18 protein-coding genes are annotated in these 17016 nt (G+C 36.5%); 12 read left to right on the forward strand and 6 right to left on the reverse strand.

The features are described 5' to 3' along the window. Nucleotides 1-90 precede the first annotated feature (90 nt). Nucleotides 91-1278 carry a CapA family protein gene (locus COE25_RS22585; RefSeq protein ID WP_257208926.1) on the forward strand — a complete coding sequence of 396 codons (1188 nt, stop codon included), beginning with the start codon at nt 91-93 and terminating at the stop codon, nt 1276-1278. 54 nt (nt 1279-1332) lie between these two features. Here COE25_RS22585 and COE25_RS22590 read toward each other — a convergent pair whose 3' ends face one another. Then, on the reverse strand, nt 1333-2877 hold the full coding sequence (locus COE25_RS22590) for a glycosyltransferase family 2 protein (RefSeq protein WP_098934217.1): 1545 nt from the start codon (nt 2875-2877) through the stop codon (nt 1333-1335). A gap of 236 nt (nt 2878-3113) precedes the next feature. On the opposite strand from COE25_RS22590, the gene COE25_RS22595 reads away from it, so the two are divergent. Genes COE25_RS22595 through COE25_RS22615 form a run of 5 tightly spaced genes read left to right on the forward strand, consistent with a single transcriptional unit; the run spans nt 3114 to nt 8049 of the window. Next, entirely contained in the window at nt 3114-4028 is a 915-nt protein-coding gene (locus COE25_RS22595; RefSeq protein WP_098934218.1) for a hypothetical protein, read from the forward strand. A gap of 29 nt (nt 4029-4057) precedes the next feature. Then, nucleotides 4058-4696 carry a DUF4129 domain-containing protein gene (locus COE25_RS22600; protein ID WP_098934219.1) on the forward strand — a complete coding sequence of 213 codons (639 nt, stop codon included), beginning with the start codon at nt 4058-4060 and terminating at the stop codon, nt 4694-4696. Then, nucleotides 4693-5814, forward strand: a complete 1122-nt coding sequence (locus tag COE25_RS22605; protein ID WP_098934220.1) for a DUF4350 domain-containing protein — start codon at nt 4693-4695, stop codon at nt 5812-5814. Before COE25_RS22600 ends, COE25_RS22605 begins: the two co-directional genes overlap by 4 nt. Then, nucleotides 5811-6740 (forward strand): AAA family ATPase, encoded by a 930-nt coding sequence (locus COE25_RS22610; protein WP_088087841.1) that lies wholly within the window; start codon nt 5811-5813, stop codon nt 6738-6740. The genes COE25_RS22605 and COE25_RS22610 overlap by 4 nt, the downstream gene beginning before the upstream one ends. Then, nucleotides 6691-8049: a DUF58 domain-containing protein gene (locus COE25_RS22615; RefSeq protein WP_098934221.1), complete on the forward strand. Its 1359-nt coding sequence runs from the start codon at nt 6691-6693 to the stop codon at nt 8047-8049. The genes COE25_RS22610 and COE25_RS22615 overlap by 50 nt, the downstream gene beginning before the upstream one ends. On the opposite strand, the gene COE25_RS22620 is transcribed toward COE25_RS22615, so the two are convergent. Continuing rightward, a complete protein-coding gene (locus COE25_RS22620) occupies nt 8030-9001 on the reverse strand; it encodes a stage II sporulation protein M (protein WP_098934222.1) in 972 nt (323 codons plus the stop codon). The genes COE25_RS22615 and COE25_RS22620 overlap by 20 nt on opposite strands. 114 nt (nt 9002-9115) lie before the next feature. Between COE25_RS22620 and COE25_RS22625 the strand changes: the two genes are divergently transcribed. The 3 genes from COE25_RS22625 to COE25_RS22635 all read left to right on the forward strand — a co-directional run bounded on the left by COE25_RS22625 (nt 9116) and on the right by COE25_RS22635 (nt 10995). After that, nucleotides 9116-9919 carry an RDD family protein gene (locus COE25_RS22625; RefSeq protein ID WP_098934223.1) on the forward strand — a complete coding sequence of 268 codons (804 nt, stop codon included), beginning with the start codon at nt 9116-9118 and terminating at the stop codon, nt 9917-9919. A gap of 202 nt (nt 9920-10121) precedes the next feature. Then, entirely contained in the window at nt 10122-10505 is a 384-nt protein-coding gene (locus COE25_RS22630; RefSeq protein ID WP_306298951.1) for a hypothetical protein, read from the forward strand. Next, nucleotides 10495-10995: an aminodeoxychorismate lyase gene (locus COE25_RS22635; protein ID WP_088087837.1), complete on the forward strand. Its 501-nt coding sequence runs from the start codon at nt 10495-10497 to the stop codon at nt 10993-10995. Before COE25_RS22630 ends, COE25_RS22635 begins: the two co-directional genes overlap by 11 nt. Before the next feature lie 1159 nt (nt 10996-12154). On the opposite strand, the gene COE25_RS22645 is transcribed toward COE25_RS22635, so the two are convergent. Further along, nucleotides 12155-12625: a DinB family protein gene (locus tag COE25_RS22645; RefSeq protein WP_098934224.1), complete on the reverse strand. Its 471-nt coding sequence runs from the start codon at nt 12623-12625 to the stop codon at nt 12155-12157. A 356-nt stretch (nt 12626-12981) separates the two neighbouring features. Here COE25_RS22645 and COE25_RS22650 point away from each other — a divergent pair, with 356 nt between their 5' ends. Continuing rightward, on the forward strand, nt 12982-13446 hold the full coding sequence (locus tag COE25_RS22650; RefSeq protein WP_088087833.1) for a Gmad2 immunoglobulin-like domain-containing protein: 465 nt from the start codon (nt 12982-12984) through the stop codon (nt 13444-13446). Between the two features lie 165 nt (nt 13447-13611). Further along, nucleotides 13612-14436: a GNAT family N-acetyltransferase gene (locus COE25_RS22655; RefSeq protein WP_098934225.1), complete on the forward strand. Its 825-nt coding sequence runs from the start codon at nt 13612-13614 to the stop codon at nt 14434-14436. 87 nt (nt 14437-14523) lie between these two features. On the opposite strand, the gene COE25_RS31780 is transcribed toward COE25_RS22655, so the two are convergent. The 3 genes from COE25_RS31780 to COE25_RS31790 form a co-directional block, all read right to left on the reverse strand. Beyond that, nucleotides 14524-14883, reverse strand: a complete 360-nt coding sequence (locus COE25_RS31780; RefSeq protein ID WP_257208927.1) for a sensor histidine kinase — start codon at nt 14881-14883, stop codon at nt 14524-14526. Nucleotides 14884-15084: 201 nt separating this feature from the next. Continuing rightward, nucleotides 15085-15183, reverse strand: a complete 99-nt coding sequence (locus COE25_RS31785; RefSeq protein ID WP_257208928.1) for a histidine kinase dimerization/phospho-acceptor domain-containing protein — start codon at nt 15181-15183, stop codon at nt 15085-15087. Continuing rightward, nucleotides 15180-15566, reverse strand: a complete 387-nt coding sequence (locus COE25_RS31790; protein WP_257208929.1) for a PAS domain-containing protein — start codon at nt 15564-15566, stop codon at nt 15180-15182. Before COE25_RS31790 ends, COE25_RS31785 begins: the two co-directional genes overlap by 4 nt. A 456-nt stretch (nt 15567-16022) precedes the next feature. Between COE25_RS31790 and COE25_RS22665 the strand changes: the two genes are divergently transcribed. Then, a complete protein-coding gene (locus COE25_RS22665; RefSeq protein ID WP_483861194.1) occupies nt 16023-16835 on the forward strand; it encodes a LysM peptidoglycan-binding domain-containing protein in 813 nt (270 codons plus the stop codon). Nucleotides 16836-17016 lie beyond the last annotated feature (181 nt).

Raw genomic sequence — 17016 nt, forward strand, 5'->3', positions numbered from 1 at the left:
AAACTAACGTGGGTTATTTTTTTATAGAGGAAATTTTGAACTTATTGTAGAATTAGGAAAGTTCAGTAAATAAAAGGGGTAATTGGTACTATGATGAGTAGAAAAGACAAAAAACGAGGAAAAATGAAATCATTGGTACCGTTCATTATCATTGCGGTTATATTACTTATTACTGGTGGTTTTTACTTAAATAGTAGTATGAAGGAAAAGAATGCTGTTTCAAAAACAACCAAGATTAAGGAAAAACCTGTTAAGAAGATAAAAGAGGAACCAAAGCAAGGAACTAAACCGGAAGTAAAACCTGAACCAGTTAAAGAAACAACGATAAAAATAAGTGCTGCTGGTGATTTTACACTTGGGTCGGATGAATCATTTAATTATAGTTCTTCCTTCATCAAAGCAGCTTCTGACAATGGACTAGCGTATTTTGTCAAAGGCTTGGATAATATTTTTTTAAATGATGATTTCACAACGGTCAATTTGGAAACGACACTAACAAATGCAACCCAAAAAGCGGTGAAGACATTTCGTTTTAAAGGTGATCCATCCTATGCGAAAATTTTAGAATTGGGCGGAATTGAAGCGGTAAATCTAGCAAATAATCATATCCATGATTACCTAGATAAAGGCTATCAGGATACTATAACTTCATTGCAAAATGAGAAAATTGGTTACTTTGGTTATGATCATAAATATATTACGACTGTCAAAGATTCGAAAATTGGCGCTTTAGGTTATGAGGGGTGGGCGGACACACCAGAAATACGCAGTCAGGTGGAGCAGGATATTAAGGATTTACGGGCACAAGGTGCCCAAATTGTTCTCGTTCATTATCATTGGGGCAGTGAACGGCATTATGTCCCTGACAGCTCTCAAAAGTCATTAGCACGGTTTACCATCGATAGCGGTGCAGACCTTATACTTGGACATCATCCTCATGTAGTCCAAGGGATTGAAGAATACAAAGGGAAATTTATTGTCTATAGTCTCGGCAACTTTATGTTTGGCGGGAATAGAAATCCAAGTGACAAGGATACGTTTGTTTTTCAACAAACCTTTCATTTGAAAAATGGAGTACTTTCAGATGCCAAAGAAATTAATGTGATTCCATTTTCGATTTCTTCGGTTTCCTCGAGAAATGATTATCAACCTACGTTATTAACTGGCTCAGAATGGAAAAGAGTCAAGCAGAAAATCATTGATGGTTCCAACAAAATCAATGGATCAGATTGGCTGGTATATGAAAATAATGATCAAGTTGTGAAAAAAGAGAACTAGTCTTTTTCTAGTGGCTTAATAATAAAGTTTAAAGGGACAGTAACCACTGACCCTTTATTTTATGGAAGATATTTTTAAGCCAACGTTCGAGTAGGTGGTATTGTAAAAAGTAAAATCACGATTCTTATATTGATATTGGTTCTTACTTTGGATCTGTTTTCTGATATTAATTTTTAAATAATCATTGAAACGTAGAAAGATAGCATAATTTGATAACGGATAATGGTTTAGTAGCTCTAAATCCAACTCTAATATCCCATTCCCACTCTTATCAACGTTCACAGGCAGGGAAGATTCAAGCAGGCCATTGTTTGTATCACGAATCAGTCCATCTGTGAGTGAATCCAGATGATCACCAAATACCTTAAATTTAAGATAATATTTATTCTTATCAACATATTCTTCTTCAAATGTCGAATGCATTGGAATTCTTATATATTTGAATGGGTCTTCTAGAAAGGGGACAACAACATAGGGAAGATTATCTTTAATGATAACATCCTTTATTTTTTCATTCTTATCCCACGCAAAAAGGTTCTCAAGTTGCTTATATTTTCGATCTGTGTACAAGTTATATACGACTTTGTTCATTGGTTGAAAGAATTCCCCTGAAAACTCATAATTTAACTTTTTCGTTGTTTTTAACACTTGATTAAACTTATAGTAATAGACGCGCTTAAGTCTTGTTTTTTGAAAATGAGGTGTAGTGAAAAATCTCGTAATTGAATCAAATTCATATAATCGATTTAAAACCATCTTCTTTTTTTCTATTTCTAAATTCTTGTTGATAATATGGTTAATCACTTTAAGATTACAATTTGTCTTTTGGATAATGTTGGTCTGATTTGACAAACGAGTGTTTTGATTATCGATTCGATTCAAATAATAAATTGGATGTTGCGTCGTGGAAATTGAATGACAATGCGTTAAAACGTCAATGAAAAATTGTTTGTCTTCAGCAAATTTCATTTCAGGAAAAAAAATCTGATTATCCTTAATTACACTCGTTTTTATCATTCGTGCCCTGGGTCCTAAATGATGAAAAATATGTGGGATCGTAAATGGTGATTCACTTCTTCTTTCTTTACATGATTCATGCTCTCCGATAATAATTGTCTTACCTTTTGCCTGAATCTGAATGGTTTTCCCAACTGCATAATCATCACTTGTTTCCTCTAAAATGGTCGATAATACTTCGAGTCCATTGGGTTCAAGCCAATCATCCGCATCCAAAAAAGTCATATATTTGGAGCTAGCCAATTGAATACCGATATTACGCGGACGACCAGGTGTACCAGTATTTTTTTTAAGAAAAACGACAATGATGTTATCAAATTTTGAAGAGTATTCTAATAAAATATCTCTTGAGGAATCGGTAGAACCATCATCGATTAATATATATTCGAAATTTTCCATGCCAAGGGATTGATTTAGGACAGAGTTAATCGTTTTTCTCAGATATTTTTCAGCATTATAAACGGGGGTAATGACAGAAACTAATGTGGGATTCCGCTGGGTGTTTAATTTTTGATCAACGATATAATATCCTTCAGCGTTATAATTCATTATTTGCTGATTTTGTTTCCATTTCCATAGCATGTTTTATACCTCAACTTTCTGTCCCTCTTTTTCTTACTTTTACTAATATGTAAAAAGCAAAACCATTATTTATTCTTTGACAAAAATTACAATATTATTCGAAAAACAGATCTCCTACGTATAATTACTTTGGAAGCAGTCCATAATTTACGATCTTTGACAACTTTTTACACTAAATATATCTGAATAATGTTAAAATAATTCTTATTGATAATTATTCTAGGAGGATATTACCAGTGGATAAAAAGTTTTCTAGCCCAAAAGGTTTTGGAGAAATACTCGATCATACTTTTCATTTAACTAAAAATCGCTTTAAGGACTTTTTTATGATTTTACTGATTTTCATGGGACCGGTTTACTTGCTTCAAGCGATACTCCAGCTCATGGCTGGAACCAGTTTTTTTCGAGAGGTTGGCAGCGATGGTGCTTGGTTTGAGCAAATACTTACGAGCTTTGAAGAATCAGGGACCTTCGATTCCAGCAGTTTGAGCGCAGACATCGGATTAATCGTAGTTAGCTTGATTAGTGCCATTTTGGCACCTGTTGCGGAGGCAGCGATCCTATTTACTATCAATCATGTTCGAAAAAATGAAGAATATACCGTCGGTTCCGTAATTAAACAAGCCTTTTCACGATTTTGGCCGATGATTGGCAGCAGTATCTTATTCTTTCTGATTACCATGGGGATTATCATTATTCCACTCGCGATCGTCGGAGTCACCGGTGGTGTGGTTGCGACGACAGTAAATCCGGTTTTAGGGATCCTTCTAGGAGTTGTCCTATTTCTGGGGTTTGCCCTTGGAATTGGACTATTATTAACCCGCTGGAGCTTTTATTTTGGCTCTGTCGTACTGGATAAGGATTCACCTGGTTTAGGAAGAAGCTGGAGATTGTCAAGGAAGCGTACATGGGTGTTGATGGGTCTCTATATCGTGTTTTATTTTATTATTTCAAGTATCAGCTTTGGTGTCCAAGTAACGTTTGGAATGGTTTTAGGTAATAGTGTGTTGTTAACCTTGATTTCAAACCTCGTCACTCTAGTTACGACAATGATTTTCTCCGTGGGCTATGGGGTTATGTATCTTGATTTAAAAACAAGACACGATGCGGATGATATCAAAGAGATGCTAGAAGACTATAAGACTGTTTAATAAAAAACCTATTATGTTAGGTGATGATTATGTTAGATGCAAACAAGGCACGCGATGACCTTGAAGAAATATTAGAAACAAAAGAATATACAGTTTATTACGAATCAAAGGGTTTCATTGCAACATGGTGGGATCATGCCAAAGACTGGATCGCAGCACAGCTCGAAAAATTATTTCCTGCCATCGATTCAGCAAGCGGAGCTTCCGGTCCGATTCTTATTTCAATCATAGTGGTTATCATCATCCTGTTAGCTTTATCTACTTTTTTTCTCATCCGTCATACTCGCCGAACTCGGCTCCTTCGCAAACAAAAGCCGCTTCAATCGATGAAGGAAATGAATTGGACGTATCAAAAACATCTGGAAGAGGCAGAAAAACAAGAGGCGTTAGGAGCATATACACTTTCCACCCGCCATTTGTTTTTAGCACTGCTTCTTTACTTTCATGAAAAGGGATTGCTGGAGGCTAGAATTTGGAAAACGAATTGGGAATATTATGATGAACTAAGAAAAGTAGATTCACAAAAGGCAGAACTCTTTTTTAAGCTTGCACACTTCTTTGAGGAAGTGACCTATGGGGAACGCAACGTACAGAAAGAAGAATACTCCCAGTTTCATTATGAAGCAAGAAAAGTACTTGGCGAAACAGGGGAGGAGAATATTTTATGAAATCTCTTTCCAAAATACGCACTTGGATCGGGCTTTTGATCCTGCTCAGTTTATTTCTAGTCTTCAGCTATTTTAGCTATTCGCCTAAATCTCAAGTTTTCCCAGCATATCTTACTGATTCACCTTCGCCGACTGGTGTGAAGGCATTTTATACATATGTAAAAAAAGATAAAGCTGGGGAAATCTGGAGTCAATCACCAGATTTACTAAAAGCAACAGCTGACCACCAATTACTAGTTATGGCTGAACCTGCTTTTATTCCTGAAAAGGAAGAAATGAACGGTTATATCAATTTTATGAAGGCCGGAAACACCATCTTGTTATTACAAAACGATCCACAAGGGATGTTTGACCTAAAAACAGTATCAGTTGACACACAAGAAACAATGAAGGTTTACACTCAAGGTCATACTTCTTACCGTGCTCAAATCGATTCAGTCATCCGTCTGCAGACCAAGAAGGAAGAGGAAGTATTAATATATGATGAGGCTGGTCCCATTGCGGTTAAACAATCATATGGAAATGGTCATTTAATTGTGGCGATAACCCCTGGGTGGATGACAAATGAGGATCTATTAAAAAAAGACCATTTACGACTTCTTCTCTATCTGATCAATGAAGGGTCCACGGATAAGATTCTGTTTGATGAATACATTCATGGTGGAGACAATGCGTCTACTTTTTTGAATGTGTACCCGAAGTGGTTTTTACTCCTGGTTTTGCAAGGGGGACTATTGATGATTCTCTGGTTATGGTCGAAGGGAAAGCGTTTCGGACCTATTTTCGTCCCAAGGGAAGAGTCGTTTCGTTTTAGTGATGAGGGAATCCAAGCAGTAGCTGCCTGGTTTCTCCGCGGCAAACGCTATCGTGATTCAATCATTATCCAAGCAGACTATGTCAAACTGCTTCTCCAGGAACGATGGCAAATTCCATATAATCGGGAATGGAATGATTTATCTAGTTATTTTGAAAGAAAATGGACTAAAGTGCCTGCAAATGAAATTAGACCTTTTCTAATAGGGTTAGTAAACATCCTCGAAAAAGAAAAAATCACAAAACAGGAATACTTATTATGGTCGAAAAAGCTTGAGCAATTAAGGAGAGAGGTTGAAGAATGAAAACAGAATTAACATCCTTTTTGGAAAAATATGAAGAGAGGATTTTAGGTCAGAGTCTAAATTTAAGACTCCTTTTATCCGCTATTTTAGCAGGAGGGCATGTCTTGCTAGAAGGAGTGCCTGGCACCGGAAAAACTCAAATGGTACGTACTCTAGCGAATCTTTTAGGAGGTACCTTTAATCGGATCCAGTTCACACCTGACTTATTGCCAAGTGATATTACCGGAAGCACGATTTACAATATGAAGGAAAACACTTTTCAAACGTTAAAGGGACCAATTTTTACAAATATCCTTTTAGCTGATGAAATAAATCGGACACCTGCAAAGACCCAGGCTGCCCTTTTAGAAGCAATGGAAGAAAAACAGGTGACGATCCAAGGTGAAACGTATCCGTTACCCGAGGTGTTTTTTGTTGTCGCCACTCAAAATCCGATTGAATTTGAAGGTACCTACCCGCTTCCAGAAGCACAGCAGGATCGATTCCTTTTTAAACTGAGAATTGAATTTCCAAGCTATGAGGAAGAGAAAAATGTCTTAAAACAAGTAATTGAAAACAGCTTTAACGAAAAGGTTGTTTCACCCATCTTAGATATGGAAGATTTTTTAAGGATTAGAAAAGAAATCGAAAAAGTTACTGTTAGTGAGAATGTATTAGATTACATGATGAAAATTGTCAGAAAAACGCGGGATGCAGATGCCATCCGATTTGGTGCCAGTACCCGAGCAGGAATATCGATAGGAAAGGCAGCACAAGCATGGGCCTACCTTTCAGGAAGGGATTATGTGACGCCAGACGATATCAAAATAGTCGCCAAACCGGCCCTGCGCCATCGCATTCAGTTATCCCCGCATGTAGAATTGGAGGGAGCAACCGTTGACCAAATCATTGAAGAGCTGGTGGGCTCGGTTCCTGTTCCAAGATAGAGGGATTTTACCAACTAAACGATTACTACTTGTTTTCCTAATACTATCTTTAGGTTTAGGTCTCGGTACGATTTGGGAAATTTCTTGGGGTTTTGTTATTACTACTAATATCATTGTGCTTTTCATAAGTCTGACAGACTTGTTTTTTTCACCCAAAAAGAAGCAACTATTCTTTCAACGATTGATGGCGGAAGAGTTTGAAAGAGGAATTTCATATACAGTAAAAATTGAGGTTCAGAATGACTCTCCATATCCTTTTTCATACCGAATGGTCGATGGTTTGCCGCAGTCCTTCGAAAGGCCGTTTCCTATCATTGGATCAATATCTAAGGAATCAACGGTCGAGATTTCGTTTCGTACGAGTGCGTTGATGCGGGGAAAATACGAAATCAATAAGCTATATTTTCGTTATGCGAGTTTACTGGGTTTGTGGGAAAAGCAAATGACAGTTGAATTAGCGGATACAGTGAAAGTCATTCCTGATTTAACCGAGACCAAACAGTATTTAGAAAATGCACAGAAGTATTTGGTTTACGAAGGGTTAAAGATTCGAAGACAGCGCAGTGGAGTGGGCGAATTTTCCAAGATTAGAAATTATGTCGTCGGGGATGATCCGCGTAAAATCAACTGGCGCCAAACAGCGAAGCTTCGTGAAGTGATGACGAATGAATATGAACCGGAGCATGGAAAGTATATTACGATCTTAATTGATTGCGGAAGAATGATGGGGGCAGAATTATCGAAGGGGAATCGCTTAGAAAAAGCATTAGAAGCGGCATTAACCGTTACAGCGGCAGCACTCCAAAAGGGAGATTATGTGTCGGTACTTGCCTTTTCAAAGGACATAAAGGTCTTTGTGCCCCCTGCCAAAGGGATCGCCCATCTACAGACCATCCTTCAAGCAATCTATTCATTAAAAGTGGATGCAGCCGAGTCTAATTATGCTGCCATCCTGCAATATTTAGAAATGGTTCAAAAGAAACGAAGTCTGCTCCTATTATTTAGTGATGTCCGCACCTTTCTTCATGAGGAAAGTGCTCTTATGCTATTAAGACGTCTAAGACAACGGCATTTATTTTTAATGATTGGGATTGAGGATCAGACACTTTTAAGAAGAGTCAAAGAGGAGCCGAATACGGTCCAAGCAGCGATGCGAAAAAGTATTGCACAGCAGCAAATTCTTGTTAAGAAAAGAGAAAAAATCAAATGGGAAAAACAAGGCCTCCAAATGATTGAGGCCCGTGAGGAAAAGTTGGCGATTACAGCTGTTTCGCATTATATTGACACTATCAATCAGAATCTTTTATAACCTTTGTAAGTTTTAGCTTTCCAATTACAATATAAAGGAGCAACCCGATTACCGTTAAGAATGCAACAATATACTTTGCTTCTAATGAAATATCTGCTGGTGTGATAAACCCTTCAATAATGCCAGCAATAACAAACAAGGGAATTGTTCCAAGCAGAAGTTGAACAGAGCGCATCGCTTGCTGCTTTAATTGAAAACTCCTTGAATATTGCCCTGGGACAAACAGCTTATAGCCCATTAAAAGACCAGCTCCTCCGGCAATAAATATGGCTGTAAGCTCAATTATCCCATGGGGAACAATAAATGCCCAAAAGTCATACGATTTACTGTGATGCCAAAATAGGGCAGCGAGCGCACCAATGATGATGCCATTGTAGACCATCAAATAAACGGTCACAAGCCCAAATGTAATACCACCGGCAAAAGCAAAGATCGCGACCTTGATATTATTTGTCATAATGCTTGCCGACATGAGGGATGAGTCCACCGCATCATGGCTCTTCCCAAGTTGTTCCGGGTCCACACCTTTTGCGATTTCCGCTGGGAGAATGGAATAGATATGCAGAGGGTCATTCATGACTGAAAGAAAGCTTCCCAAAGCACCAATCATAAATAAGACCATTGCAAACATGACAAATTTCCATTGCTCTAACAAGAGCCCAATAAATTTTTCACTAAAAAAATGACGGATTTGTTTGAAGCTTGATACCTGGTCTTTATACAATAGATTATGTGATTTAGCTACAAGTCCGTTCAAATATTGGGTGACATCATCATTAGGAAAATAAGTTTGACTGTAGGAAAGATGTTGGGCCGCCTTTTGATAGAGACGATGGTATTGAGTGATTCGGTCACCTGTTATATTATTTCTGTGCTTGCTTATTGTTGTGATTAACTGTTCGAGCTGTTTCCATTCTTCACGATGTATTTTTATAAATTGTTTTACATTCATCCTGACACCTACTTTAATGGGGCTATGTATTAATTTTGTCTTTATTCTCCTTATTATAGTAATATTGTAGAAAAATAGAAATAGAAATAATCAACCATGTGACGGGGGAAGCTTATGAATGAAGATCATGTAGATATAAAAACACCCGAATTCGTGTCGATTCAGTTTCAAATCGCTGGTTTAGGCAGCAGGTCTGCAGCCTTTATCATTGACCAGTTACTATTAATGGCTTTTAATATTTTGTCCTTGATTGTTCTTTTTTTCATCCTGGACGGGATGTCAAAAATGGAATTTGTTTTGATCGGGAATTCACTGCCTATTGCAATAACGATTATCATGTTGTTTCTCGTTAATTGGGGCTACTTTTTTGCGTTTGAGTATTTCTCGGGGGGGAGAACACTTGGGAAGAAGTTAATGGGAATCCGGGTCATTCAGGAAAACGGTCATAGTATCACGTTGCTTTCCAGTTTTATCCGGAATCTGATCCGAATCATTGATTCCTTGCCGACAGCTTATTTTCTAGGTATTATTATGATCTTTTTCCATTCTAAACATAAACGGCTCGGCGATCTTGTCGCTGGGACGATTGTCGTTCATGAGCGCAAGGCAAAACGGAATAAGAAACCAACATCTCTCGAAGAAGAAATCAACAACAGAGGGCTTACCAAGGAAGATCTCACTATTGATGAATGGACGCTGAAATCCTTGGGAACTAAGGATTGGAAGCTCGTCAGTACATATGCCAGCCGTTTTTTGCAAATCCCGTTAATGGAAAGAAATCAACTCACGGAACAAATCGCCGAACTGTTATTTCCGAAAATCGGCCTGGTTCCAGAAGGGGAAAAAACCTCTGATTTAGAAAACACTCTTCTTGTCCTTTATTTAATTCTTAAGGATGAATGGGAGTTTGAAATGTGAGGATGAATATAAAACCACGAAAAAAGTAATGCATTCGTACCTGCATTGCTTTTTTTCGTGTAGTAATTTTATTGAAAAGGAGGTTCGATTTGTCAAATCCATCCGACTTGTGTCTCATTTAGTCGGTTTTAATCGAAATATTTATATTTAGGATGTATAATAGGGAATTGTGGATTGCTATGTAAAAAAGGAGGAAACTAATATGATGGAATGGACTATAATTCTGTTGATTGCGATATCAGCTGTGTTGCTAATCGTTTCAATTATATCGAATCGCAACTTAGAAAAACAAAAACATAAGGAAATTGATATGGTTCATGTGGCTGTTATGAAAGATATCAATAACGTGCACGAGCAAATTCGCAATTTGGAACTTGATATAGAAGTGGTCACAAAGGAAGCAGGCGTTCAACTGACTCCAGAAGAAATGATATTTAAGCGTGAAGTACTAGATTTATATAAACGCAAATATTCGATTGAGACCATTGCTCAGAAAAAACAAGTTTCAGAGAGTGAAATTAACCAATTCCTTGCACCTTATCTAGCAGCAAAGGATGAAAGGAGCAAAATAGCAAATGAAATTTAATGTAGTGAGCAGCTTTGCGGCCGGAATTCTTCTAGCTTCGACCATTTGTGGTGCTGTTTACTTCACTGAAGATCCTGCAGTCACAAAAGCAGCTCCCAAACCTACCAAAAGCGAGCAGAAAACAGTCCTTCAGCCAACTGAAGCAGAGATGAAAGATAAGCTTTTAACAGCTGGGTATATTGTTCAACCGAAGGCAGACTATGATAAGACAATAGAGGCAACCAAAAAAGCTGCTTCAACAGCTTCAGCAGCTTCAGCCAATAATAATTCCAAAAAGATCGTCTATCGAGCAGTTATTTCAGTGACACAAGGGATGACCAGCATCGATGTCGGTAGAATGCTTGAAAAAGCAAAAATCGTACCTGATGATTTTAAATTCTCAAGAGATGTAGAGAAAAAAGGTGTCGAGAAAAATTTGCGTCCGGGTACTTTCACTGTCGATACAGAAATGACCTATGATCAAGTCATCGCGACTATTTTTAAAAAGTAACCATCTATAAAACAAAGACGGACAGTATCTACCGTGAACTATAACCCGAATAATGGACACTTTATAAAAAGTCCCTTATTCGGGTTTTTCTGTGTCCATTTCACAAAAACCCGTTTATAATCAAACTCAATGATGTGAGCGGAGGACATATAATGAGTAAAATTATTTTTAATGAAATTCAAATGAAACTACTAGAACAGAATCCAAATGTACAACACGAATCGGATCTAGAAAGGATATCAATGGAGCCTAAATAAAATGACTCCGGCACAATACCGGAGTCACTTATTAGCAGCTTAAAATATTCGGTCTTTATTTAGACTGTCCATTTTATGGATCTCAGTTCATTTTATTCAATAAAGGGTTTTTATATTTTCTTATTTTCTCAAACAATAATTGAAAGCTATATAAAAGCAAGGCTCTCATTTGAAGGAACAAAAAATGCTGGAATGGATTTATTCTGACTAATGTAACTATTCGTTTTCGTTTTAAAAGTTTTAATCCCCAAACATCAAATAAAATATGAACTATGATATTTGTAATTAGATACAAAGGAAATCTACTGTATGTCAATTTAAGAATCCAGAGTGCTGAAAGAAAGAAAGGACCAAATACAAATGCAGTGTCACCGCTTATTTTAGGATTTACTTTTGTATAAAACAACCACCACCTACGCTTTTTACCTATCGTGTATAATATTTTTGAGATGACACTAATTAAAATAGTGGCGGGTAAAAATCTAATTATTGTTCTCCGACCTAATAGAGGGAATGAAAGCCAGGGAAGAACAAACAGTAATATTAATAGCATTTTTGATTTCTTCATTTTGCACCTCTATTTTTCTCCTTAAGCAAATAAATGAGCGATTAGTTTTAACCTTTATATTTTATCCGTGAATAATAAATCCATTCAAACTACAAAATTTCACCCCTAAGGGTTCACGGAAGAGTTCAATTAAAAACCTGGTGCTTGTTGAGCTAACGCACGGGTGCAATAATTGAAACTCAGGTTGCTGCGGCAGCCTTTTTTTCTTTTTCCACTACCGGGCAAGTTAGTGGAAAAAGAGAAATGAAAATATCTATCTCGTTAATGCCACATTTGACACAAACTGTGTAATAATAAAGGTGTACCACTTTTTTGTTATCCAAGATGGAATTGCTTAATCCCAGATACGGATTCTTGGAACCCCTGCGGTCCTTAAATAATCCAATAACTGCCCAGTATGAACGGATTCGTGATAGGCAACACGTAAAAACATATCCCCTAAATCTCTTATGTACCCCGATTCAGAACGGTCAATTTTTATATTTTCTAAATCACCTTCAGAAAATGACTTAATAGTATCAATGAATTGCTTTCGGTAGGGTTCTGCAAATTCCAATTCTGCATTTACAGAAGTGAAGGGCTGATTTTCGAAAGGGGAATCGAAAGCGGCTAAACTACCTCTATTTCTAATTGCAAGGTCATAGTAATGTTCGCTTTCTAGTACGTGCCTAATCATTTCTAGGCAATTCATTGCTTCATCATCTGGCTTCCAGAGAAGCTTTTCTTCAGGAATAGATGTCCAGACCTTTATGCTTCTCCTTCTTACTTCATTAAAGTTTAGAATAATTAAATCGATGGACTTCATAAAAATTCCTCCTTAGTAAGGCATATATTAATTATATGCGAATGAACGTTCGTGCGAAATTTTCCTATATAATTTTCATCAGCAAGAACACCATAATAAATCCCATCATACTCTTTATCATCCCACTTAATAAAATCAACCCAATCAATCAATCAATTACTGTATGTTGGCCTAATGTCTGGCAGCCTGTTAGGACCATCAATCATTAATAAAAATAACAGACTTTTTGATTTCCGCATATTACCACCTCAAAAATATAGACGGATTATATTTTTTTTAGTTTCGATGTTTAAAAACAGGGTTTTTATGAAAAGAAATACAATATAATAAGTTAAAAGAAAAATAGGTGGGATAAAATGATGAAGAAAATTGCTTATTTGTTCGCGATGATAATAGCTGCAATCAGTTTAGCGGCTTGTAACCAACAAAAAGACGTGGTGAAAGATAAACCACCTATAACTGAACCAAAGGGAGAAAATCCATCCAAACCTGAAGAGCCTGTTACACCTGAACCAGAGGAAAAAGTGTATCAAAATGAAGTGTTTAAAGATGTTGTCGTCACGGAAACTTCAGATACACTCACAATAACCGGAAAAGCCCAAGTATTTGAAGGGGTGTTTCAATATGCTCTTTACGATGGCGAGAAAGTGGTCAAAGAAAGTAACTACCAAACAGCGGGTGCACCTGCCTGGGGTGAATTTAAAATCACTTTCGAAAAAGGGTTAGTATCTTCTAATAATGCTAAATTTGAATTATTTGTTTACTCAGCAAAAGATGGATCAAAAATAAATACGTTAGAAATTCCAATTTCAAAGCCTTAACCAACTAACTATATGTATTTTCGAAGACCTCATCACAACTGAACGCTCTTTTCTTGAACTATTTGGCATGCAAATTACCTTAAATGTATTTTGTTTTTTGAAAAGAAGGAATGACACGGCATGGTCAAGAATAGGAATAGGTGAATATGAAAAGAGGTGAAATGAATGCTAACAAAGGAAGAATTGATAGAAATAAAAGAACTTCAAGAGGTTTGTGAAAAAGAGGGAGGATTTCAGCTCAAGCTGAATTTTGATATGCTTGAAAATCGGTTAGGAAATAAAAAGGAAGACTTCTTCCATTATGAAGATGGCAGGCTTGTCGGTTTTCTTGGATGCTATGGTTTTGGAGATAAAGTGGAGCTTTGCGGGATGGTGCACCCGGATTATCGAAGGAAAGGGTTATTTTCTAAGTTGCTAGAAATGGGACTTGGAGAAGCGAAAAAACGTTTTACCACTGTTTTGTTAAATGCTCCAACAGAATCACAATCTGCCAAGCAGTTTTTAAAGAATATTCCATGTGTATTTTCGTTAGCAGAATATCAAATGAAATGGCAGGAAACTGAATTGTCTATGGATCCCAATATAACCTTAAGGAAGTCCTTTACAAATGAGGATTGGGAAGCAGAAATACGACTCGAAGTCTTGGGATTTGGATTGAATGAAAATGCAGCAAGGGAATTTAATCAGTTGATTCGGGAGAACAGCAGTGATCAACGTTTACTTATTGAAGTAGAAGGAAAAACTGCTGGAAAAATGCGTGTTTCCGAATCCAATGGAGAAGCATGGATTTATGGTTTTGCTGTTTTTCCAGAGCTTCAGGGAAAAGGGATTGGGAGAAACGCTTTATCAAGAGTGGTAAAAATGGAACATCAAAAAGGGCTGCCTATTTTTCTAGAGGTTGAAGCCAAAAATTCCCATGCCCTAAGGCTCTATGAATCATGTGGATTTAAAAGTTACCATTCCCAGGATTACTATAAATATCTTGATTAATTTCAAGTACTGTAGAGGGAGTAGCTTGGCGATTGCCAAGCTATTTTTTTAATATGGTATTAAATAGAGCCAAAATCATAAAAAATCTTAGACCTTTTTAACTGGAAGTTGAATATGGAACGTTGTGCCTTTTCCAACCAAGCTTTGAACCGAAATATTTCCCCCGTGCTCGTGTACCGTTGTAAACACTTGCGTCAATCCTACTCCCGTTCCATCTGGTTTACTAGAATAAAAAGGTGTTCCTAAAATGACCAACTTTTCTTCAGGAATACCTTGCCCTGTATCACTCAACTTAATATGAATCCAACCTTCATGATAATAATGCTCAATTTTTATTTTTCCATCGGCCATTATTGCTTCAATGGCATTCTTGATCAGATTGAAAAAAGATTTTAAGAGTAAATTTTTCTTTCCATAAAATCTCTTATCAGAATCTCTTAAGTCCATTTCAACCTCAACGGAATAAAGTTTTTCTTGGAATAAAAGCAATATAGAATTTAACTCTTTACATAAGTCAATCAATATCAGAGGTTCGTCTTATAAGTCGGGTTTTGATACCTGCAATAAATTTTGTAGTGTTTGTAATGCTTTTTCTAATTCGCTTTCCATCGTATCTAAATAAGGATGATTATGAGATTCTTTAATTAATTATAAAAATCCCTTTACTGCCGTTAAGGGGTTTTTAACTTCATGAACAATGCCAGCTGCTAATTGACCAAGTGAAGCTAATTTTTCACGATCTTTCAACCGTTTCTCTGCAATTTTCCTCTTGGTAATGTCTTGAATAATAACCTGAGCCAATACTTTATTTCAAAATAAAACGGAATGGTCATCATTTCAACATCTGCAACTTCCCCATTATTTTTAATAATTTTTATATACATTTCTTTAATGATTTCTTGTTTTTCGATAACCCTGGTTAATCCTTCATTGCACATATCATGAAGATTTGGAGGGAGGAATTGACTTATTTTTTTATTTAATATTTGATCTAGAGATGGAAGATTTAGTAAGTGTAAACCAGCTTTGTTACAGTAGCGGATCGTTTGATCTTCACAAACAATCAATATCGAGTTAAGGGAATTCTCAACTATTTGGTGAAAGTCTAAATTATCTATTGTTAGATTCAATTAAATCCCCACTTTTTATCTCTTTTTGTCAGAAATTAGTTTATCAATAAAGTAGCCAAACTTAAATACCAATTTATGTATTCAATCGTGTAGTACCCTCTTAAAAACAAAATGTTCACAGAAACGACATAATTACTTAAAAGTAGTACAAAATAATAGGTAAAAGTCATGAAAAGTTCGAAAGAATACAATGCAAGTATGCTTTTTTTAATGCTATTTTATTTCACGTTCCTTTTAAGTTTGCAAGATTAAACTGATTTACTTTGAAAGGATATGTAAAATGAAAAATAATTTTGTCATTGTCTTTGGTTTGATTGTAATCATATTCATCCATTTCCTGCTCAGGGTGCTGGTAATAAACCTAGTAATATTTATTTGGTGAAATCAGGGGATACTTTACCTGGAATAGCAAATAGATATAACACTTCAGTTAATGATCTCAAGGTAACCAATGGATTGCAATCCAATTCATTATTAGTGGGGCAGAAGTTGTGGGTTCCAATCATGTATGAAGTGATTGCCGGAGATACCCTGAGGGGAATTTCATTAGCCTTTCATTCTACAGTCGACAGTATAAAAGCAAACAATCAACTTTCATCAGAAGACCTTTATATCGGGCAAGTATTAAAGATTCCTCCTAAAAAAATGACCATGCAAGGTCAGCATATCCTGATGACGAGGGAGGAATTTAGGGACTGGTTATTTAACGCTAGAATTAATAGGAAGGTAACTATCATTCAGCAGCATCACACATGGTTACCGTCATATAAGCATTTTAATGGATCCAATCATTTTAGAATGTTGATGGGGATGGAAAATTTCCATAAGAGAAGAATGGGCTGGAGTAATATCGCTCAGAATATTACCACCTTTCCGGATGGAGAAGTAGCTGTTTCAAGGCCTTTTAACATAGCCCCCGAAGGCACTATTGGGCCAAAGGCTAATAAAACAGGGATTACCATCGAAAATGTTGGCAACTTCGATAAAGGTCATGATGTTATGACTGCCGAACAGAAGGAAACCATTGTTTATATTACCGCCATGTTATCTATAAAATTCGGATTAACTCCTTCCATTGATACTATTACTTATCATCATTGGTGGAATTTGAGAACGAAGGAAAGAGTGCTAGATAGAGGGCCAGATTATAATGTAAAAACGTGCCCAGGGACAGGATTTTTCGGGGGAAATTCCACAACTAGCGCGATTAACAATTTTTATCCCCTCGTGTCACGCAAGATGCAAGAAATTTTAGCGAATAGGCATTAAACAAACATTTCATGAGGACAAGTTTTATCTATATAAAGAATTTATATTTTATATGGAGTGCAGTATTTATTTGAGAAAATGAAAAGATTTAGCTAAGGTTATTATCTTCTTTAGCACCTTGTCGGGCTATGGAAGTAAACCAAATTGACAACCATTACCGTATTTTGTATAGTAGGTGCGA

The sequence above is a fragment of the Bacillus sp. AFS031507 genome (genome assembly GCF_002584635.1).
GTDB lineage: Bacteria > Bacillota > Bacilli > Bacillales > Cytobacillaceae > Neobacillus.

Excerpts from the sequence above, each read along its gene's own strand:
- COE25_RS22585 (WP_257208926.1), top strand. The coding sequence starts at position 91 with ATGATGAGTAGAAAAGACAAAAAACGAGGAAAAATGAAATCATTGGTA.
- COE25_RS22590 (WP_098934217.1), bottom strand. The coding sequence starts at position 2,877 with ATGCTATGGAAATGGAAACAAAATCAGCAAATAATGAATTATAACGCT.
- COE25_RS22600 (WP_098934219.1), top strand. The coding sequence starts at position 4,058 with ATGTTAGATGCAAACAAGGCACGCGATGACCTTGAAGAAATATTAGAA.
- COE25_RS22605 (WP_098934220.1), top strand. The coding sequence starts at position 4,693 with ATGAAATCTCTTTCCAAAATACGCACTTGGATCGGGCTTTTGATCCTG.
- COE25_RS22610 (WP_088087841.1), top strand. The coding sequence starts at position 5,811 with ATGAAAACAGAATTAACATCCTTTTTGGAAAAATATGAAGAGAGGATT.
- COE25_RS22620 (WP_098934222.1), bottom strand. The coding sequence starts at position 9,001 with ATGAATGTAAAACAATTTATAAAAATACATCGTGAAGAATGGAAACAG.
- COE25_RS22625 (WP_098934223.1), top strand. The coding sequence starts at position 9,116 with ATGAATGAAGATCATGTAGATATAAAAACACCCGAATTCGTGTCGATT.
- COE25_RS22630 (WP_306298951.1), top strand. The coding sequence starts at position 10,122 with ATGATGGAATGGACTATAATTCTGTTGATTGCGATATCAGCTGTGTTG.
- COE25_RS22635 (WP_088087837.1), top strand. The coding sequence starts at position 10,495 with ATGAAATTTAATGTAGTGAGCAGCTTTGCGGCCGGAATTCTTCTAGCT.
- COE25_RS22645 (WP_098934224.1), bottom strand. The coding sequence starts at position 12,625 with ATGAAGTCCATCGATTTAATTATTCTAAACTTTAATGAAGTAAGAAGG.
- COE25_RS22650 (WP_088087833.1), top strand. The coding sequence starts at position 12,982 with ATGATGAAGAAAATTGCTTATTTGTTCGCGATGATAATAGCTGCAATC.
- COE25_RS22655 (WP_098934225.1), top strand. The coding sequence starts at position 13,612 with ATGCTAACAAAGGAAGAATTGATAGAAATAAAAGAACTTCAAGAGGTT.
- COE25_RS31780 (WP_257208927.1), bottom strand. The coding sequence starts at position 14,883 with ATGGACTTAAGAGATTCTGATAAGAGATTTTATGGAAAGAAAAATTTA.